Raw genomic sequence first — 18,749 nt, forward strand, 5'->3', positions numbered from 1 at the left:
ATGGTGCGACCCGTTCACTTCACCTACCGGATCGAGCGCGATGCGCAGCAGCCGGTCGCGGTCGCCGCGAGCGCGTACCGGATGCCGCTCGACACGCCGGCGGACTATGCGCGCGCCGCGCTCGCGGAAAGCGCGGGCAACGCTTACGACGCCGGCGATGCGCTCGGCGGCGATCACCGCGTGCTGCTCGACCACGTCCAGTATTTCGCGTTCCTTGCCGACATCACCACGCGGATCCGCGACGTCGTGCATCCGGACGCCCGCGTGTTCATCGAAGTCTGCGCGCCGTACTTCGGCGCGCTGCCGGCCGAACTGCTCGCGCCGCACGTGCTGCTCGGCGTGCACCTGTACGACGAAGCGTTACGCGATGCTGCGCGGGGCGCCCCCGTCGTGTGGATCGGCGACCGCATCCTGCGCGATGCGGAGTTCGCCGGCGACAACCGCGTGTGCTGCGCGATCTGGCCCGCGCGGCTCGCCGACGCCTTCGACGCGCAATTGCGCGGCCCGTGGCCGTCGTATGCGATCCGCCTCGACCCTCACCCGGCCACACCACGCGGCGCCCCCGCGACGCTTACCGATTCCGCCCATCATTCCGGCGCCGCCGCGCAGCCGGGGAGACCTTGAAATGACTGACACGCTCACCGTTATGCAGGACACGGCCGACATCCGCTGGTCGATGCCCGTCGACGCGCTGATGTCGAACGACTACGAACTGCGCGAAGAGGCGCTGAACCGGTTGTACGAAAAGGCGAAGGCCGCGCAGTGGGATGTCGCGACCGATGTCGACTGGAGCCACGACCTCGACCCGGCGAATCCGCTCGGCATGCCCGACCCGACGCTGCTGATCTACGGCACGGAGCTGTGGAGCAAGCTGTCCGACGCCGACAAGCGCGAGGTGCGCCATCACGCGCAGGGCTGGCTGCTGTCGCAGATCCTGCACGGCGAGCAGGCCGCGCTGATCTGCGCGTCGAAGCTCGCATCGGCCGAGGACGGCCTGAGCGCGCGGCTGTGCGCGGCCGCGCAGATGATGGACGAAGCGCGCCACGTCGAGGCCTACGCGAAGCTCGTCAACGAGAAGCTCGACGTCAGCTACCCGATGAGCCGCTCGCTGAAGGGGCTGCTGCACGACACGATCACGAGCAGCGCGCTCGACATGACGAACCTCGGGATGCAGGTGCTCGTCGAGGGCATCGCGCTGTCGATCTTCCAGAGCGTGGTCGCGTACAGCACCGATCCGTTCATCAAGGACCTGTTCTTGCGGATCCAGCGCGACGAAGCGCGTCACTTCGCGGTCGGCCGGATCACGCTGTGCCGCGTGTATGCGGAGATGAGCGCGGTCGAACTGCGCGAACGCGAGGAGTTCGTCTGCGAAGGCGCGGCCGTGCTGTACGAGCACCTGTGCGCGGACGACATCTGGGAACCGATGGGGCTGTCGAAGCGCGAGTGCAGCGCGATGGTGCGCGAATCACCGGTCTCCAGCTCGATCCGCCGCTCGATCTTCCGGCGCCTGGTGCCGACGATCCGCGAGATGGGCCTGCTCACGCCGACCGTGCAGGCGACCTTCGAAAAACTCGACGTCCTCGACTACGCGGCGATGCCGCTCAACTGAACCATGACGACGAACGCCTCCCAAGCATCCCGCGACGCCGGCTTCTGGATCGGCATCGACGCGGTGGCCTACGAGCTGCCGGGCCTGCCCGTCGATATCGAGGCCTGGGCCGCCGAGCGCGACTACCCGGCGCAGCGGGCCGCGGCGATCGCGCACTCCGGCAGCCGCTATTTCCACATGGCGCTCGACACGAGCGAGACCGATCTCGCGATCGCGGCGGCTGGCCGCCTGCTCGACACCGCGCGCGTGCATCCGTCCGACATCGGCGCGATCGTGCACGTGCACACGCAGCAGTTCAGCGTGCCGCCCGCGCCGCGCAGCCTGCCGCACGAGCTGGCCGCCCAGCTCGGCATCGAGCCGCTGTGGCTCGGCTCGGTCGCGCAGCTGAACTGCGTGTCGGTCGCGGCCGGCATCGAGACCGTGCGCGCGCTGATGCGCCGTTATCCGCAAATGGATGCGGCGCTCGTCGTGTCGTCCGACCGCGTGTACGGCGAGGATTACCGGATGCGGCAGATGACGGGCGTGCAGTGCGACGGCGCGGCCGCGATGCTGATCGCGCGCAACAGCACGAAGAACCGGCTCGGCGGCATCGCGATCGAGACGCATGCGAAATGGCACCGTGGCTCGGACACCGTCGCCGCGAACGAGGCCGACCTGATCATGATGGAGTGGCCGTACACGCGCAAGGCGATCGACGCGGCGGTCGCGCTCGAACCGCACGCGCTCGACGCGTACGAACTCGTGCTCCCGCACAACGCCGACCTGCCCGGCTGGAATGCGCTGTGCCGCGCGATGCGCGTGCCCGCCGAGCGACTCTATGCGGAAAACATCCATGCGCGCGGCCATGCGTGCTGTTCGGATTTCCCGATCAACCTGGCCGACGTCGGGCTCGACGCGGTCGCGCGCGGCCAGCGCGTGCTAGGCGTGATGCAGTCGAACTGCGGCGCGTACGCGGCCGCCACGCTCCATCCGGTGGGCCGCCATGACGCCTGAGCGCCCGCTTCCGCCCGCCGGCGACCATGCGTGGATCGCCGATCTGCGCACGCCGTGCTACGTGTACGAGCCGGAAGTCGCGATCGCGCGCTACCGGTCGCTGAAGGCGCGGCTCGGCACGCGGCTGATCGTGTCGCTGAAGGCGAACCCGAACCAGGACATGCTCGCGCGCTGCGCGCATGCGTACGAGGACGGCGTCGAACTCGCGAGCCGTGGCGAACTCGATGCGGTGATCGGCAGGATCAAGACGCCGCGCTACCTGAACAACCCGTCGATGGACGAGATGTTCATGCGCGCCGGGCTCGCGTCGCGCTGCCATTTCGTGCTCGACAACCCGGACGCGGTCGCGCGCTTCGTGCCGCTGGCGCGCGAAGCGGCAGCCGGCGGCAGCACGCCGGGCTCGGTCCTGCTGCGCGTGAATGCCGGCGCGCTGGCCGGCGACGATGCCCGGGCACTGTGGCACGACCACTTCGGGATGACGCCGAACGAGGCGCACGACGCGGTGCGCACGCTCGCCGCTGCCAGCCTGCCGGTAGCCGGGCTACACGTGTTCTCCGGCCCGCATTCGTTCATCCGCCAGGACGCGACGCAGCCCGACACGCTCGTGCTGCCCGAACGGCTCGCGGCGCTCGCCCGCGATCTCGCGCCCGCCAACGGCGCCCCGCTCGGGTCGCTGAGTCTCGGCGGCGGCTTTGCCGACGATCACCCGGGCGACGCCGCGTTCGAGCGCTATGCCACCGCGCTCGCGCCACTGTCCGGCCAGTACTCGCTCGCGCATGAATCCGGCCGCGCGATCTTCGCCGACGCGGGCGTGTTCGCGACGCGCGTCGTCGCGGTCAAGACGTGGCAGGACCGCACGATCGCCGTCTGCGACGGCGGGCTGTCGCACGCGTTCCTGCTTGCGCAGACCGAATCGGTGATGCGCCGGCTGGCGGCGCCGTCGCTCGTGCGCCGCACGCCAGCACCGCCCGAACGCGGCGTGCCGACGATCTATGTCGGCAGTACCTGCAGCCGTGCGGACGTGATCGGCCGCGACGACACGGGCGCACCGCCGCAGGTCGGCGACATCGCCGTGTTTGCGCGCTGCGGCGCGTATCACCGCACGTACTCGATGGCGCATTTCCTGTCCCACGAAGCCGCGCACGTGTACGTGCGGCCCGCCTAGTCCAACCTGAGAGAGGAGCCGATCATGAACGCCCTGATCAGCGTCGCCGACCTGCTCGAACACGGCGCCGCGCGCTGGCCGCAGCATCCCGCGTATGCCGACGGCGGCGGCACGATGACCTACGAACAGCTTGCGCGCGCGGTCCGCCGCGCCGCCGCCGCGCTCGCGTCGCGCGGTGTGCAGCCCGGCGAGCGCGTCGCCATCTACGCGCCGAAACGCATCGAAACCGTGGTCGCGATGCTCGCGACCAACGCGCTCGGTGCGATCTTCGTGCCGGTCAATCCGCAGTTGAAGGAAGCGCAGATCGAACACATCGTCGCCGACAGCGGCGCGGCGCTGTTCATGACCGGCGCGCAGCGGTTGAAGCGCCTGTCGGCGCTCGCCGCGCTCGTCGGCGCCCGCGCGATGCTGATCGAGGAACTGGCCGATGCGATCAACGCGCCCGGCACCGACACATCGGCGCCGGCTCACACCGGCCGGCCGGTGGACGACGATCCCGCCGCGCTGCTCTACACGTCCGGCTCGACCGGCAAGCCGAAAGGCGTGGTCGTGTCGCACCGTAACCTGGTATCGGGCGCGTTCAGCGTCGCCGCATACCAGGGGCTGGCCAGTGACGACGTCGTGCTCGGCGTGCTGCCGCTCAGCTTCGACGCGGGCCTGAGCCAGCTCACCACCGCGCTGGCGTCCGGCGCGTGCTATGCGCCGCTCGACTTCCTGCAGCCGGCCGAAGTGCCGCGCCATTGCGACGCGTTCGGCGTGACGTCGATCACCGGCGTGCCGCCGTTGTGGATGCAGCTCGCCTCGGCCGGCTGGAGCGATACGGCGCGCACGCGGATCCGCCGCTTCGCGAACACCGGCGGCCATCTGGCGACGCCGCTGCTGCACCGCCTGCAGGCGGTGTTCACGAACGCCGCGCCGTACCTGATGTACGGATTGACCGAAGCATTTCGCTCGACGTACCTGCCCCCGGCCGACGCCGCACTGCGCCCGACATCGATCGGCAAGGCCGTGCCGAACGCCGACATCCTCGTGCTGCGCGCGGACGGCAGCGAATGCGCGGCCGACGAACCGGGCGAACTCGTGCATCGCGGCGCGTTCGTCACACTCGGCTACTGGAACCGGCCCGAGCTGACCGCGCAGCGCTTTCGCCCGCTGCCGCGCCGGCACGGCGAGATCCCGCGCCCCGACGTCGCCGTGTGGTCCGGCGACATCGTGCGCCGCGACGCGGACGGCTACCTGTACTTCGTCGCGCGCGGCGACGACATGATCAAGACGTCCGGCTATCGCGTGAGCCCGACCGAAGTCGAGGACGTGCTGTTCGCGCTGCCCCACATCCGCGAGGCCGCGGTGTTCGGTGTCCCGCACGCGTCGCTGGGCGAAGCGATCGCCGCATGCGTCGTGTCGACGCTCGACGCCGACGCGTGCCGCGCCGACATCGCACGCGCGTGCCGCGACGCATTGCCGACCTACATGAGCCCGCTCGTCGTCGAGCCGCTGCCGGCGTTGCCGCGCAACCCGAACGGCAAGATCGACCGACCCGCGCTGAAAAACCAGTATCGCGACGCGTTCGCGCGCACGAACGAGGAGACCGCCGCATGACCCTGTCGACGCTCGATGAAACCTGCCTCGGCGCGCGCCGCGTCGCCGAGCCCGGCACGCTGGCCCTGTCCGGCGGCGTCGTGGTGCTGCCGCCCGCCGTCGTGTTCAGCGCGATCCAGGCGCAGGAACGCCATCCCGGCTACCGGCACCTGCTGCTGCCGCAGGCCCGCTTTGCCCGCCCGCGCGGGATGGGCGCGCTGACGCCCGACGAAGGCACGCGCCTCGCGCCGGGCGGCCGGCCCACGTTGCGGGTCGCGCCGCCCGGCCGCAGCCTCGCCGACCTCGCCGCCGATGCCGCCCTCGACCTGCGCGACCAGCTCGGCTCCGGGCAACTGGCCCGCACGACCCACGTGATCGTCGCCAGTTGCGCACTCAACGAAGGCATCGGCGATTCGGTCGTCGGCCGCATGCAGTACGAGCTCGGCCTGCAGCGCGTGACGCCGTTCGCGCTCGGCCAGAACGGCACGCTCGGCTGGTATTCGGCGCTGATGCTGCTCGACGGGCTGCTCGACGAAGGCGACCAGGCGCTCGTGATCCTCAGCGACAAGTGGCTCTACCCGTTCTTCCGCCAGTTCGGCGACCTGGTCGGCTACGGCGACGCGGCGGCCGCGCTGCTCGTATCGCGTGCCGGCCCGGCGCCCGAGCCGGCCGACTGGGGCGGCGTGCGGTCCGTCGCGGTCGAGTTCGGGCCGTCGATCGCCGATCCGTGGGCCGACGCGCCGGGCACATTGCGCGACACGCTCGCGCCGGTCGCCGCGCGGGCGATCCGCCGCGCGCTCGACATGGCCGGGCTGCGCGCCGGCCAGATCGACTGGTGCGTGCCGCCCGGCTTCGATCCCGGCCTCGCGGCACGCGTGGCCGACGCCGCGTCGATCCCGGTCGCCGCCCGCATCCAGCATGAAGCCGCCGGCCACCTGTCGTCGGCCGAATCGGCGGCCGCGCTGATCCGGCTCGCGGGCGCGCTCGACGAAGGCGAACGCCGCACGGTGCTCGTGTGGGATGCGGCACTGCATGGTGCAGCGGCGGCAGCCGTCGTCGACCTCGCCGGCGGCCTCGATGCCGCACTCGATATCGAAGGAGACGCGTGATGAGCGCCTACAAGGTGAGCCTGCGCGAATTGCGCTTCTTTCTGTGGGAACTGTTCGAAGCCGACAAGCGGTTCCTGGCGGAACACAGCCTGTACGGTACGCACGACCGCGCGTCGATCGACGCGCTGCTCGAACGCGCACGCGATTTCGCACTCGACCTGGGCCGCAGCTACCAGCAGGCGGACGTCGAGGGCTGCACGCTGCTCGACGACGGCCAGGTACGCATTCCGTCGCATTTCCACGCGCTGTGGGCGCGCTTTCGCGACGAATGGTCGAACACGCTGTTCGGCACCGCGCACGGGCTGCCGCCGATCGTCACGCAGATGATCTACGAGATGTTCATGGGCGCGAACCCGTCGTTCATGACTTACGGCGGCTTCACGCGCCCCGCGATCAAGCTGCTGCAGATGCACGGCACGCCGCACCAGAAGGCGCTGATCGCACCGCTCGAGGCGTACCGCTGGGATGCCTGCTTCTGCGCGACCGAACCGCAGGCCGGCACCGATCTCACCGCGGTCGCGCTTCGCGCGACGCCGCTCGAACGCGACATCTACGCCGTTGACGGCGAGAAGGTCTACATCTCGGCCGGCATGCACGAGCTGACCGAGAACACACTGTATTTCGTGCTCGGCCGCATCGACACCGCGTCGCCGGACTCGTTCTCGCTGTCGTGCCTCGTCGTGCCGCGCTTCTGGCCGGACGAGGAAACGGGCGAACTGCAGTCGAACCATGTCGACTGCATCGGCCTGCCGCGCAAGATGGGGCTCAAGGGCTGCGCGAACACGCACCTGGTGTTCGGTTCGAACGGCACGACCAAAGGCTGGCTGCTCGGCGGCCGGCGCAACGTCGGCCTGCTGCAGCTGATGCCGCTGATGAACCAGGCGCGGATGAGCACCGGGATGTTCGGCGTCGGCGTCGCGTCGAGCGCGTACCTGCATGCGGTCGAGTATGCGGGCCGCCGGCTGCAGGGCCGGCCGATCGAGCGCGCGTCGAACACCAATGCGGCACGCGTCGCGATCGTCGAGCACGCGGACGTGCAGCGCATGCTGGTCGACATGAAGAGCCGCGTCGACGGCTGCCGCGGCCTGCTCGGCAAGCTCGCCGCGACCGCCACGCGCGCGGCGATGCTCGAAGCGACGCCCGACGCCGACCCGGCCGAGATCGAGCGTCACCGCAAGCTCCAGTTGCTGCTCACGCCGATCTGCAAGGCGTTCATCTCCGACCAGGCGTGGCGGATCTGCGAATCCGCGATCCAGGTGCACGGCGGGCTCGGTTATACCGATGCGAGCCCCGTCGAGCAGAACGCGCGAGACGTGAAGATCCTGTCGATCTGGGAAGGCACGAACTACATCCAGGCGCAGGATCTCGTGCGCGACAAGCTCGGCTTCGGCCGTCATTCGCGACTGATCCAGTACTACCGCGACGAACTCGACGTGTTCCTCGCGCGCCAGCATCACACCGGCACGCATGCGGAGCTGCGCCCGCTGTTCGATGCGCTGCGCACGGGCGCCGACCGGATCGCCGCCGCGCTCGACGACATTGCGCGCGACGTGCAGGACGGTCACACGCACCGCAGCAGCCAGTTCTACACGCGCTTTCTCGAGATGTTCGGCGTCGTCACGTCGGCGTGGGTGCTGCTCGAATCGGCGACGATCGCCGCGCGCCGGCTCGACGCGCCGGACACCGCCGACACGCCGGCCGAACTCGCGTTCTATCGCGGCAAGCTGAAAAGCGCGCGCTACTACTTCGCGAACGTGCTGCCCGTCGTCGACCAGCACGCGGCCGTGATCGCCGCGATGGCGCATGCGGCGATCAGCGTCAGCAGCGAAGAACTCGCGCAGGTGGAATGACATGGACACGACTCTTGATTCCGCCACGACCACCCCGGCCGGCGAAGCCCCGCGCAACCTGCTCGGCCGCCCGGCAACCCGCCATCGAGGCACCGACATCGACGGCGCGACGCTCGAACCCGAAGCGCTGCGCGTGCGCGATCTCGACCTGAACGCGCTGATCGGCTCAACCACGTTCGAAGGCGCGCTCGCGCACCTGTGGTTCGACGTCGCACCCGGCAGTACCGCTCATCGCGCGCACGAAACGGCAATCGGCACGCGGCTCGCGGCATTCGCCGACGCGCTGGCGTCCGGCTCGGCCGCGCAATCCGTCGCTGCGGATCTCGGCGCAGCGGGTGTCGCGCCGGTGTTCGCGGCCGCGTCCGGCCTGCTGCGCGGCTTCGACGACGTGACGGCACGCGTGCACGGCGAAGCGCCGGACGACGCCGATCTCGATACGATGCTGCTATGCGCGGCCGCCGCACCGTTCCTGCTGCATGCGGCAATCGAGGGCCGTCCGTTCGTGGCACGCCATGACTCGATCGGCGCATCGCTCGCCGGTACGTCGAGTCACGCGCAACGCATGCTCGTGCTGACCGGCGCGACGCGCACCGATGCACCGGCGCAAGCCGCGATGGACATGCTGCTCGTCGCGTGGCACGCCGGCTTCGGCTACATCACGCCGACCGTGCTTGCGCCGCGTGTCGCGATCGGCACCGGCGTCACGCTCACGCAGGCGATCGCATCCGGTTTTCTCGCGAGCGGGCCGTCGCACGTCGGCGCCGCGCTCGAGGCGATGCAGTGGCTCGCCGCGCTCGCGCAGTCGGTCCCGGGCGGCACCGGCGCACCGCCTGCCGCGCTCGCCGCCACCGGACACGCGGCGATCGATGCCACGTTCGACGCGAAACGCACGCTGTACGGCTTCGGCCATCCGCTGTTCGTCGCGGACCCGCGTCCGCCGCACATGCGCGGCCTCTTCTCGACGCACGGCTTCGACGGCGCCTACGTCACGCTGTTCGACGCGTGTTGCGCCCAAGCCGACGCCCGCCGATCGCTGCGCCCGAACATCGATTTCCTGACGGCCGCGACGCTGCTCGAACTCGGTGTCGCCGCACCGTCATGGGGCATCGGCGTCGGGCTCGGCGCCCGCATCGCGGCGATGGCCGCGCATGCGGTCGAACGCCGCCGCCGCCCGGCTTTCGGCGTCAACAGCGCGACTGCGCGACGGCTGCTGGCCGCCGTGCCGGTCGGCTGGCTGTGATCCCTTCATCCCTTCGGCACCCTTCTGCAAAAGGAACGTCATGCTGCTCAAGAACCTGCGCCCGGCGAACGACTACGATCGCTTCGCCACCGAAACGCTCGAACCGTGGGACCTGCTGTTCATCAGCCGCATCCGCCAGCTTGCGCGCGGGATGACGCCCGGCGTGATCGCCGACATCGGCACGGCCACCGGCGTCGTGCCGGTGCGGCTCGCGACCGATCCGGCGATGCGCGGCTGGCGCTACGTCGGCATCGACCTCGATCCGGCGATGCTCGACGAAGGCCGCCCGCGCATCCACGAACTCGATCTCGACGACACGATCGAGATGCGCGTCGGCGACGCGCTCGCGCTGCCGTTCGACGACGGCACGCTGACGATGGCGGTCGGCCGCGCGACGCTGCACCACCTGCCTGACAAGGCGTTGAGCCTCACCGAGATGTATCGCGTGCTGGAACCGGGCGGCATCGCGCTCGTGCACGACATGCGCCGCGACGCGCCGCAGCACCTGCTCGACCGCTTCACCGCGATGCGCGCCGCCGCCGACTATCCGCCGACCCACGTCGAGGAAAAGATCACGCTCGACGAAGCGCATGCGCTCGTCGCCGAAGCCGGTCTCGCGGAAGTCGCGTCGATCTACAGCCCGAGCGCCGGGCTCGGCGCGCTCGGCTTCGAGATCCTGCTGAAGAAACCGGCGCTGGCCTGAGTGATGACCGACCTCGCCTTCCTCGCCGCGCACGCCGCCGCACGGCTCGGCGCCGACGACGTGCACTGCTCGGCGGTCGCGTCCGGCGCGACGCTGCCGCTGTGCGTGACGCCGCGCAGCGCCGAACTCGCGACCTCGCCGGAGATGTTCGTCGCGTGGTACCGCTCGCGGCTCGACACGATCGACACGCTGCTCGACGCGTGCGGCGCGCTGCTGTGGCGCGGCTTCGCGGTGCCCGACACCGCCGCGTTCGGCTGCCTTGGCTCGCTGTATCCGGCGCACGCGAACGGCTACACCGCGGGCGCCGCGCCGCGCAAGCAGATCGACGGCCAGGTGTACGAGTCGACCCGCATGCCGCCGCCGTTCAAGATCGGGCTGCATCAGGAGATGGCCTACATGCCCGCGTTCCCGCGCCTCGTCGCGTTCTATTGCCGGCAGCCGGCCGATGCGGGCGGCGAGACGCCGATCTGCGACATGCGGCGCGTGACGGCGCGCGTGCCGGCCGCGCTGCGCGAACGATTCGCCGAACGCGGCGTGATGTACCTGCGCAATTTCGCGGCGCCCGGCGAGCGCGCGGACGGCCTCGCCGCCAATCCGGGCATGCCGTTCGCCGAATACCACCGGCCGTGGGATGACGCATTCGGCACGAGCGAGCGCGACGAGGTCGAGCGGCTGTGCGCGGAACGCGGCGTCGGCTGCCGCTGGCTCGACGACGGCAGCGTGACCGTGTCGCACGTCGGCAGCGCGCTGCGCGCGCATCCGCGCACCGGCGAAACCGTGTGGTTCAACCAGGCGAGTGCGCAGCATCCGAACCCGCGCTCGATGGGCGAGCTCAGTTACCGCTACCTGCAGCGCATGTACGGCGGGCGCGCCGCGTTCCCGTACGAGATCCGCTATGGCGACGGGTCGCCGATGCCGTTCGACGATCTCGTCGCGATCTACGACGCGTTCGACGACGAGGAGCTTGCGTTCCCGTGGCACGTCGGCGACGTGCTCGTCGTCGACAACATGCTGGTCGCGCACGGCCGCAACCCGTACCGGGGCGCGCGCGACACGCAGGTCATGCTGTTCGACTGACGGGATGCCGACGATGAACCCCTCGTTCCTCGCTTCCGTGCGCGCGATGGTCGGCCCGCACACTGCATTCGACCGGCCGCAGCGCTCGGGCACGCAGCCGCTGCCCGATGCGCACGCGCCCGGCGCGGCGCTCGGCGCACGCGCGATCGACGTCGCGGCCGGCGATTTCCGTTTTTCCGCGCGGCATGTGCGGTTCCGGCTCGGCGCGATCACCGCGATCGTCGGGCCGAACGGCTCCGGCAAGACCACGCTGCTCGAAACGCTGCTCGGCTTCCGGCGCGGCGGCACCGACGTGCGCGTGCTCGACGTGCCGGCCACCCGCTTCATGCGCGATACGCCGTCGCTGCGGCGCATCGGCGCACAATTGCAGAAGGTCGAATATCCCGACCATCTCCGCGTGTCGGAGATCGTCGCGCTGCACCGCGCGATGTACGTGCGCGCGGACGCCGCGGTCACGGATGCGCTCGGCATCGCCGAACTGCTCGACAAGCCGTGTCGCGCGCTGTCGAAGGGGCAACGCCAGCGCGTCGATCTCTACGTCGCGCTCGCGCACCGGCCCGAACTGGCCGTGCTCGACGAACCGTTCACCGGCCTCGACCGTCGTTATGCGGGTGTCGTGATCGACCTGCTGCGCCACCGTGCGCACGGCGCGAGCGTCGCGATGATCTGCCACGCCGAGGAAGAACTCGCCGTCGTCGACGATCTCGTATGGGTGCGTGACGGCGGCGTGCGCTACCAGGGCGACAAGGACGCGCTGCGTGCCGAACTCGTCGGCGAAGCGCGCGCGGTCCTGCATTGCCGCGACGAAGCCGACGCGCGTGCGTTGCGCAAGCGGCTCGCCGCGCTGCCGGGCGTGACCGGCGTGCGCGTGTCGGCCGCGCATGTCGTCGAGGTGTTCGGCGATGCGACGCTGCATCCGAACGTGCACCGGATCGTCGGCGAACAGGGCATCCAGCATCTCGCGCTCGCGCCGAGCACGCCGGGCGACCTGCTGCGCCTCTGTACCGAGGGCCCTTCCCATGACTAAGGTGTTCCTGATTCTCGTGCGCAACGAGCTGCTCGGCTACCTGCGCAGCCGTTCGTCGCTGTTCTGGACGCTCGTGTTCCCGGTGTTTCTGCTGAGCGTGATGCTGTTCGCGTTCGGCGGATCGGGTTCGCTCGGCACGGCAGACATCGCGTTCGACGTACCCGGCGGCGCGACGCCGTACAGTCGCGCGTGCGAAGCGCAGATCGTCGCGAGCCTCACGCACAGCGACACGGTGAAGGCGACGTTCGACGGCCGCGGCGCGGCGGCCGATCGCGTGACCGTCGTGCTCGGCGCCGACGAGCGCACGCCGACGACGATCCGCTACGACTTCAACGGTTCGCTCGCGGTCAAGGCCGCGTCGCGCGTGGTCGAGATCGCGCTCGCGCGCTGCGCCGCGCAGCGGCTCGGGCTGCCCGCCGCGCAGGCCCGCTTCGAGAACGCGGCACCCGCGCGCCGCCCGTTCGACTATGGCGCATTTTTCGCGACCGGCATTCTCGTGATGGCCTTCATGGCGATCGGCCTAAACTCGACGACGACCGCGATCGCGTCGCTGCGCGAACGCAATACGTTCAAGCTGTATGTGTGCTTTCCCGTCTCGCGCGGCGTGTTCCTCGCCGCGCTGATCGTCGCGCGGATGATCATGATGGCGCTGTCGGCGCTCGTGCTGCTGACGGTCGCACGCGTCGCGTTCGGCATCGCGCTGCCGATCGCGACGCCGGACGGGCTGCGTGCGTTGCCGATCGTGCTGCTCGGCGCGGCGATGGTGCTCAGCATCGGCGTGCTGCTCGCGAGCCGCACCAAGTCGCTGGCCGCCGCCGAACTCGCGTGCAACGTCACCTACTACCCGCTGCTGTTCTTCAGCGACCTGACGATCCCGATGCACGACGCACCGGCCTGGCTGAAGTCGGTGCTCGCGTTCCTGCCGACCAACCAGTTCGCGGTCGCGCTGCGCGGCGCGCTGGTCGACGGCGCCCCGTATGCGCAGCTCGCGCCGCAACTGCTCGGCATGACCGCGAGCACGGCGCTGTTCCTGTTCGCCGCCGCGCGGCTGTTCCGCTGGCACGACGCGTAACACCGCACCGTGTCCGATGTTTCGACGTTACGACGTTTCGACGAAGGAGAATCCCCCGATGAAATCGAGCAATCCCATCACTGACTACCTGCTGCACGCGAGCAACTTCCTGCCGGCGATCGTGTTCCTGTTCTACGGCCGGCTCGGCCCCGAACAGCCGGACGTACGCTGGACGCACGCGTTCCTGATCGGCGGCGTGCTCGCGCTCGTGCACGGCGCATGGCTGATCCGCCGCGCGGACCGCAACAGCATTGCGATCGGCGTCGACCTGTTCCTCGTGATCGGCGCGGTGCTGGCACTCGTGTCGCCGACAGGTAGCCGTTTGTGGGGCGAGGAACTCGGGCCGGCCGCGATGCTCGTCTGCGTGCTGGTCGTCGGCATCGTGCATACCGCGTGGTCGGAAGGCGGTTTCGTCGACGGCGCGTTCGTCGACCACGGACGCGTGCGTTCGCTGTCGATCGTGCTGCTCGCGGTCACCGTCGTCGCGCTCGCGGTGTCGATCACGATGCGCCACAGCCCGCTGTGGGGCGGCGTCGTGCCGCTGATCGCGCTGGTCGTCGTGCGCGGCCGCCTGCGCAAGCAGCTCGTGCGGGCCGGCTGACGATGAGCGCGCTGCCCGACCGCGCCGCGCAGCGGCATGCGCTCGCCGCGACGCTCGGCGACGGCTGGCTCGACGGTGCATCTTCTGACGCGTGTTCTTCGTATGTAACGGATGTGGCACTCCACGGCGGCATCGCGCTCGGCGTCGCGCGGCCGGCCTCGACCGCCGACACGAGCGCGCTCGCGCGGGTCGCCGTCGCGCACCGCATCGCGCTCGTCGCGCAGGGCGCGCGCACCGGGCTCGTCGGCGCCGCGGTGCCCGATCGCAGCGGCACGCAATGCGTGGTGTCGTTCGACCGGATGCGCACCGTGCGCGCGTTCGATGCGGCGAATCGCAGCATCACGGTCGAAGCCGGCGCGCGGCTGTCGGACATCAACCGCGTGGCGGCCGAAGCCGGCCTCTGCCTGCCGATCGACCTCGGCAGCGATCCGTCGGCCGGCGGCCTCGTCGGCGCCAACGCGGGCGGCAGCCGCCTGATCAAGTACGGCGACGTGCGCCGCAACGTGCTCGGCGTCGAAGTCGTGCTCGCCGACGCGGCGGGTACCGTGATCGACGCGCTCGCGCCGCTGCGCAAGCGCAACACGGGCTTCGACGTCACGCAATGCTTCATCGGCGCGAACGGCGCCAACGGGCTCGTGACGGCCGTGTCGTTCGCGCTCGCGCCGCTCGAACGGTCGTCGTGCGCGGCGTTCGTTGCGTTTGCGTCGTACGACGCGGCGCTCGCCGGCCTGCTCGCGTTCGAGCGTGCGTTCGGCGAGATGCTGTCGGCGTTTGAATTCATGTCGGCGGCGGCCGTCGGCTGCGTCGCCGCCGCGTATCCCGCGGCGCGCATTCCGTTCGAAGCCGACGCTGCCGCATGCTACGCGCTTGTCGAGATCGCGACCGGCATGCCGGGGCTCGATGCGCTGCTCGAGGAACGCACGATCGCGACGCTCGACGCGCTGGCGAGCGAGCGCGTAGTGCTCGACGCCGCCTGCGCACCGGCCGAACGATTCTGGCGGATCCGCGACGCACTGCCGGCCGCGGTTGCGCAGGACGGCCTTCCGCTGTCGTTCGACGTGTCGTTTCCGCGCGGCGCACTGGCTGCTTTCGTCACCGATGCCGAGCAGTGGCTCGCAGCCGCGCATCCGTCACTGCGCTGTCACACGTTCGGCCATTTCGGCGACGGCGGCTGCCATCTCGTCGTGTCGATCCCGCACGCCAGTGCGGACCGCTACGGGCCGCTGCAGCAGGTGGCGCTGCGCGGCGCGCTGTACGACCGCGTGGTGCGGGCCGGAGGCTGCTTCAGCGCCGAGCATGGCGTCGGGCCGGTCAACGTCGCGTACTACCGCAAGCATGTGCCGGCCGCACAACGGCAGGTCGCCGCCGCTATCCAGCATGCCGTCGACCCGCTGGGTCTGATCGGGCGTGTCCGCTATTGATGCGCCGTTGCGCGGCGCCACGGAGAATTCGCATGATCCTTCGACATCCGCCCGGCCCGGGTACCGCCTCCGAACCGGATGCCGACCCGCCGTACTCCGGCATCCCGGCCACGCTGCCCGCCTCGGGGGTCGTGGTCAACGTGCGAGGGGTGGCGTACGTGATCCAGCTGCCGCCGCGCGATCATGCGCGCCCGGCGCTGTGGCGCGAACTTGAGGATTGGCGCGACGACCGGTCGGCGGGCGGCAACGGCGAGCCGGAGGCGCGGCAGGATTGAGCGTTCCGGTGCGTTGAAAGGCCACCGCAGAAACGACCGCGGCGCCGGACAACCTCGGTCGTCCGGCGCCACGTCGGGCGAAGCACGCGATTCGACGATCAGAACACCGCGTGCCCGCTGATCAGGCTCGGCAGCCAGGTCGAGAAGAACGGCAGGTACGTGACGATGTTGATCGCACTGAAAATCGCGAGGTAGTACGGCCACGCCATCTTCGTGGTCTCGCCGATCGACACGTTGCCGATCGCGCAGCCGACGAACTGCACTGACCCGATCGGCGGGTGCACGAGGCCGAGCGAGCAGTTCAGCAGCAGCATGATCCCGAACTGCACCGGCCCGACGCCGCACGCCATCGCAATCGGCAGGAACAGCGGCGTCGTGATCAGGATGTGCGCGGCCATGTCGACGAACGTGCCGAGGAACACCTGGATGATGTTGATGTACAGCAGCATCAGCCATGGCGCGGCGGTCGACTGCTTCAGCAGCCCTTCGATCGCATCCGGAATCTCCAGGTACGACATCTGGAAGCGCAGCATGTTGGACACCGCGATCAGCAGCAGCACGACGCCCGTCGTGCGCGCCGCATGCGACAGCGCGCGGCGCAGCTTCGCGGCCGTCAGCGTACGGTAGACGACCGCGGTCAGCACCAGCGAGTACACGACGGCGATCGCGGCCGCTTCGGTCGCGGTGGCGATCCCCTTCGCGACGCACACGAGGATGATCGCGATCACCATCAGGCCGGGCACCGCGCCGACGAAGCTGCGCAGCACCGCATACCAGCCGGGGAACGCCGGCAGCGCGGACGAACCGTCTTCACGGCGCGGATAGCCGTGACGCACGGCCTGCCAGTATGCGGCGGCGAGCACGAAGCCCATCACCCACAACACCGGCAGCAGCCCCGAGAACAGCAGGTCGCCGATCGACACGCCGCTCACCGGCTGGCCGTGCAGCATCCCGGTGATGCCCTGCGCGGCGAACGCGTAGATGATCATGTTGGTCGACGTCGGCATCAGCGCGCCGGCGAGCGACGCATGCGTCGTCACGTTGACCGCGTACGCGGCGCTGTAGCCTTCGCGCTTCATCAGCGGAATCACCACGCCGCCCATCGCCGACGTATCGGCGGTCGGCGAGCCCGACACGCCGCCGAACAGCGTGCAGGCGACGACGTTCGCCATCCCGAGGCCGCCGCGGAAGTGGCCGACGGTCGCCTGCGCGAAGCGCAGGATCCGGTCCGCGATGCCGCCGTGCAGCATCAGTTCGCCGGAGAAGATGAAGAACGGCACCGCGAGGAACGAGAACGCATTCATCCCCGAGATCATGGCCTGCATCGCGGTCGCGATCGGCAAGCCTTCGACCATATAGGTCAGCACGCAGGCTATCCCGAGCGCGAACGACACGGGCACGCCCAGCACGAGGAAAATCAGAAAACTGACGGACAGGATCGCGAGTTCCATGGCGTTATTGTCCCGGCGAAGAACGACGAAGCGCGAGCAGGTGCTCGAGCGAGAAGAGGATGATGGCGATCGCCGCGGGCATCGCGATCAGGTAGCGCACGCCTTCGGGCAGCCCGATGATCGGAATGCGGTCGCCCATCGTCTCGGCGGCCATGCTGCCGCAGCCGACCATGATCATGATCGCGAACACGATCAGGCTCAGGTGCTGGATCGCGATCACCACCGTGCGCGAATTCGGCGGCAGCCGGCGCACGAGCGAATCGAGCCCGATATGGCCACCGTCGCGCACCTTCATCGCCGCACCGAACATCGCGATCACGATCACGAGCAACAGCGCGATCGGCTCCACGAAATCCGGCGCATTCTCGAACACGTAGCGCATCACGACCGCGTAGAAAACCAGCACCGTCAGCACCGCGAGGCACGCCGACGCAATCACGGCCAGCACGCGGAACAGCACGTCGTTCACGCAGCGCAACAGCGGCGCGGCATGCGGCCGCGCCGGCGTCGCGCCGTCCGGGGCGGCTGCCGCCCCGCTCGCGGCCGCTGCGCTGTTCAGGGAAGTGCGACGCGTCACTTGGTGGCCTCGATCTCGTCGACGATCTGCTTCATCTGCGGCGTCTTCTCGTACTTCGTCCACAGCGGCTGCATCGCCTTCACGAACGCCGCGCGGTCGATCTGCGCGGCCGGCAGGACCTTCGCGCCGCCCTTCGTCACCGTCTGCTGCGCGGACGCTTCACGCGCGGTCCACAGCTTCTGGTAATACGGCACCGAATCGGCCGCCGCCTTCTTGATCGCCGCCTGCTCCTGCGGCGACAGCGTGTCCCAGACCTTCTTCGAGAACACCAGCACTTCCGGCGTCATCGCGTGCTGCGTCTCCGAGTAATCAGGCGCCACTTCGTAGTGCTTGGTTTCCTCGTACGACGGCATGTTGTTTTCGGCCGCGTCGACGAGGCCCGTCTTCAGGCCCGTGTACACCTCGGCGAACGGCATCGGCGTCGGCGTGCCGCCCATCGCCTTGATCTCGTCGACCATCAGGTCCGACGGTTGCACGCGCACCTTCAGCCCCTTCATGTCGGCCGGCGAGCGCACCGGGCGCTTCGCGTAGATCGAGCGCGCGCCGCTCTCGTAGAACGTCAGCGCGATCATCCCCTTCGCGGTGAACGCGTCGAGGATCTTCTGGCCGGCCGGGCCGTACATCGCCTTGCGGAAATGGTCGACGTCGCGGAACAGGAACGGGAACGACGGGATCAGCGATTCCGGCACGATCTCGTTGAACGACGCGCCGTTCACGCGCGCCATGTCGATCGCGCCGATCCGCACCTGGTCGACCGTGTCCTTCTCCGAGCCGAGCGCACTGTTGCCGAACACCTTGATCGAATCCTTGCCGCCCGTCTGCTTCGACAATTCGTCGCCCATGAACTTCACGGCCATGTTGGTCGGGAAGTTGTCGCCATGCACGTCCGCCGAGCGGAACACGCGCGCCTGGGCGGACATCGCGAAGCCGGCCATCAGCGCGACGGCCAGGGCGATACGGGAGCGGTTGAATCGGTGCTTCATCGTCAGTCTCCTTGATGG

Annotated in this window: 18 protein-coding genes; 15 read left to right on the forward strand and 3 right to left on the reverse strand. The window is 69.8% G+C overall.

Going from position 1 to position 18,749, the window contains the following annotated elements; genetic code table 11:
• From BCEP18194_RS04375 to BCEP18194_RS04445, 15 genes are read left to right on the forward strand one after another with little or no spacing between them, the layout of a single operon-like run.
• The gene (locus BCEP18194_RS04375) at positions 1 to 624 is read left to right on the forward strand and encodes a hypothetical protein (RefSeq protein WP_011350106.1); all 624 of its coding nucleotides are present in this window, start codon (positions 1 to 3) and stop codon (positions 622 to 624) included.
• Between the two features lies 1 nt (position 625).
• Entirely contained in the window at positions 626 to 1,609 is a 984-nt protein-coding gene (locus BCEP18194_RS04380) for a ferritin-like domain-containing protein (RefSeq protein WP_011350107.1), read from the forward strand.
• A 3-nt stretch (positions 1,610 to 1,612) separates the two neighbouring features.
• Positions 1,613 to 2,602: a 3-oxoacyl-ACP synthase gene (locus tag BCEP18194_RS04385; protein WP_011350108.1), complete on the forward strand. Its 990-nt coding sequence runs from the start codon at positions 1,613 to 1,615 to the stop codon at positions 2,600 to 2,602.
• On the forward strand, positions 2,592 to 3,767 hold the full coding sequence (locus tag BCEP18194_RS04390) for a PLP-dependent decarboxylase (RefSeq protein ID WP_011350109.1): 1,176 nt from the start codon (positions 2,592 to 2,594) through the stop codon (positions 3,765 to 3,767). Before BCEP18194_RS04385 ends, BCEP18194_RS04390 begins: the two co-directional genes overlap by 11 nt.
• Positions 3,768 to 3,791: 24 nt before the next feature.
• Positions 3,792 to 5,366: an acyl-CoA ligase (AMP-forming), exosortase A system-associated gene (locus BCEP18194_RS04395; protein WP_011350110.1), complete on the forward strand. Its 1,575-nt coding sequence runs from the start codon at positions 3,792 to 3,794 to the stop codon at positions 5,364 to 5,366.
• Complete coding sequence (locus tag BCEP18194_RS04400; protein ID WP_011350111.1) at positions 5,363 to 6,454, forward strand: hypothetical protein; 1,092 nt, start codon at positions 5,363 to 5,365, stop codon at positions 6,452 to 6,454. Before BCEP18194_RS04395 ends, BCEP18194_RS04400 begins: the two co-directional genes overlap by 4 nt.
• Positions 6,454 to 8,304, forward strand: coding sequence for an acyl-CoA dehydrogenase (locus BCEP18194_RS04405; protein WP_011350112.1), 1,851 nt, complete (start codon positions 6,454 to 6,456; stop codon positions 8,302 to 8,304). The genes BCEP18194_RS04400 and BCEP18194_RS04405 overlap by 1 nt, the downstream gene beginning before the upstream one ends.
• Position 8,305: 1 nt before the next feature.
• Positions 8,306 to 9,544 (forward strand): citrate/2-methylcitrate synthase, encoded by a 1,239-nt coding sequence (locus BCEP18194_RS04410; RefSeq protein WP_011350113.1) that lies wholly within the window; start codon positions 8,306 to 8,308, stop codon positions 9,542 to 9,544.
• Between the two features lie 40 nt (positions 9,545 to 9,584).
• Entirely contained in the window at positions 9,585 to 10,247 is a 663-nt protein-coding gene (locus BCEP18194_RS04415) for a class I SAM-dependent methyltransferase (protein WP_011350114.1), read from the forward strand.
• 3 nt (positions 10,248 to 10,250) lie between these two features.
• Positions 10,251 to 11,324 carry a TauD/TfdA family dioxygenase gene (locus BCEP18194_RS04420; protein WP_011350115.1) on the forward strand — a complete coding sequence of 358 codons (1,074 nt, stop codon included), beginning with the start codon at positions 10,251 to 10,253 and terminating at the stop codon, positions 11,322 to 11,324.
• Between the two features lie 13 nt (positions 11,325 to 11,337).
• Complete coding sequence (locus BCEP18194_RS04425; RefSeq protein WP_011350116.1) at positions 11,338 to 12,351, forward strand: ATP-binding cassette domain-containing protein; 1,014 nt, start codon at positions 11,338 to 11,340, stop codon at positions 12,349 to 12,351.
• The gene (locus BCEP18194_RS04430; RefSeq protein ID WP_011350117.1) at positions 12,344 to 13,423 is read left to right on the forward strand and encodes an ABC transporter permease; all 1,080 of its coding nucleotides are present in this window, start codon (positions 12,344 to 12,346) and stop codon (positions 13,421 to 13,423) included. The genes BCEP18194_RS04425 and BCEP18194_RS04430 overlap by 8 nt, the downstream gene beginning before the upstream one ends.
• A 58-nt stretch (positions 13,424 to 13,481) precedes the next feature.
• A complete protein-coding gene (locus BCEP18194_RS04435; RefSeq protein ID WP_041492496.1) occupies positions 13,482 to 14,024 on the forward strand; it encodes a hypothetical protein in 543 nt (180 codons plus the stop codon).
• A gap of 2 nt (positions 14,025 to 14,026) precedes the next feature.
• Positions 14,027 to 15,445: an FAD-binding oxidoreductase gene (locus BCEP18194_RS04440; protein ID WP_011350119.1), complete on the forward strand. Its 1,419-nt coding sequence runs from the start codon at positions 14,027 to 14,029 to the stop codon at positions 15,443 to 15,445.
• Positions 15,446 to 15,477: 32 nt separating this feature from the next.
• Complete coding sequence (locus tag BCEP18194_RS04445) at positions 15,478 to 15,720, forward strand: hypothetical protein (RefSeq protein WP_041492497.1); 243 nt, start codon at positions 15,478 to 15,480, stop codon at positions 15,718 to 15,720.
• 98 nt (positions 15,721 to 15,818) lie between these two features.
• On the opposite strand, the gene BCEP18194_RS04450 is transcribed toward BCEP18194_RS04445, so the two are convergent.
• From BCEP18194_RS04450 to BCEP18194_RS04460, 3 genes are read right to left on the reverse strand one after another with little or no spacing between them, the layout of a single operon-like run.
• Positions 15,819 to 17,171: a TRAP transporter large permease gene (locus BCEP18194_RS04450; RefSeq protein WP_011350121.1), complete on the reverse strand. Its 1,353-nt coding sequence runs from the start codon at positions 17,169 to 17,171 to the stop codon at positions 15,819 to 15,821.
• Positions 17,172 to 17,175: 4 nt separating this feature from the next.
• Positions 17,176 to 17,748 carry a TRAP transporter small permease gene (locus BCEP18194_RS04455; RefSeq protein ID WP_011350122.1) on the reverse strand — a complete coding sequence of 191 codons (573 nt, stop codon included), beginning with the start codon at positions 17,746 to 17,748 and terminating at the stop codon, positions 17,176 to 17,178.
• On the reverse strand, positions 17,745 to 18,731 hold the full coding sequence (locus tag BCEP18194_RS04460; RefSeq protein WP_011350123.1) for a TRAP transporter substrate-binding protein: 987 nt from the start codon (positions 18,729 to 18,731) through the stop codon (positions 17,745 to 17,747). The genes BCEP18194_RS04455 and BCEP18194_RS04460 overlap by 4 nt, the downstream gene beginning before the upstream one ends.
• Between the last annotated feature and the right edge of the window lie 18 nt (positions 18,732 to 18,749).

This window comes from Burkholderia lata, from assembly GCF_000012945.1.
In the GTDB taxonomy this organism is placed as follows: domain Bacteria; phylum Pseudomonadota; class Gammaproteobacteria; order Burkholderiales; family Burkholderiaceae; genus Burkholderia; species Burkholderia lata.

Coding starts and splice junctions, on each gene's coding strand:
- BCEP18194_RS04375 (WP_011350106.1), top strand. CDS start 1: ATGGTGCGACCCGTTCACTTCACCTACCGGATCGAGCGCGATGCGCAG.
- BCEP18194_RS04380 (WP_011350107.1), top strand. CDS start 626: ATGACTGACACGCTCACCGTTATGCAGGACACGGCCGACATCCGCTGG.
- BCEP18194_RS04385 (WP_011350108.1), top strand. CDS start 1,613: ATGACGACGAACGCCTCCCAAGCATCCCGCGACGCCGGCTTCTGGATC.
- BCEP18194_RS04390 (WP_011350109.1), top strand. CDS start 2,592: ATGACGCCTGAGCGCCCGCTTCCGCCCGCCGGCGACCATGCGTGGATC.
- BCEP18194_RS04395 (WP_011350110.1), top strand. CDS start 3,792: ATGAACGCCCTGATCAGCGTCGCCGACCTGCTCGAACACGGCGCCGCG.
- BCEP18194_RS04400 (WP_011350111.1), top strand. CDS start 5,363: ATGACCCTGTCGACGCTCGATGAAACCTGCCTCGGCGCGCGCCGCGTC.
- BCEP18194_RS04405 (WP_011350112.1), top strand. CDS start 6,454: ATGAGCGCCTACAAGGTGAGCCTGCGCGAATTGCGCTTCTTTCTGTGG.
- BCEP18194_RS04410 (WP_011350113.1), top strand. CDS start 8,306: ATGGACACGACTCTTGATTCCGCCACGACCACCCCGGCCGGCGAAGCC.
- BCEP18194_RS04415 (WP_011350114.1), top strand. CDS start 9,585: ATGCTGCTCAAGAACCTGCGCCCGGCGAACGACTACGATCGCTTCGCC.
- BCEP18194_RS04420 (WP_011350115.1), top strand. CDS start 10,251: ATGACCGACCTCGCCTTCCTCGCCGCGCACGCCGCCGCACGGCTCGGC.
- BCEP18194_RS04425 (WP_011350116.1), top strand. CDS start 11,338: ATGAACCCCTCGTTCCTCGCTTCCGTGCGCGCGATGGTCGGCCCGCAC.
- BCEP18194_RS04430 (WP_011350117.1), top strand. CDS start 12,344: ATGACTAAGGTGTTCCTGATTCTCGTGCGCAACGAGCTGCTCGGCTAC.
- BCEP18194_RS04435 (WP_041492496.1), top strand. CDS start 13,482: ATGAAATCGAGCAATCCCATCACTGACTACCTGCTGCACGCGAGCAAC.
- BCEP18194_RS04440 (WP_011350119.1), top strand. CDS start 14,027: ATGAGCGCGCTGCCCGACCGCGCCGCGCAGCGGCATGCGCTCGCCGCG.
- BCEP18194_RS04445 (WP_041492497.1), top strand. CDS start 15,478: ATGATCCTTCGACATCCGCCCGGCCCGGGTACCGCCTCCGAACCGGAT.
- BCEP18194_RS04450 (WP_011350121.1), bottom strand. CDS start 17,171: ATGGAACTCGCGATCCTGTCCGTCAGTTTTCTGATTTTCCTCGTGCTG.
- BCEP18194_RS04460 (WP_011350123.1), bottom strand. CDS start 18,731: ATGAAGCACCGATTCAACCGCTCCCGTATCGCCCTGGCCGTCGCGCTG.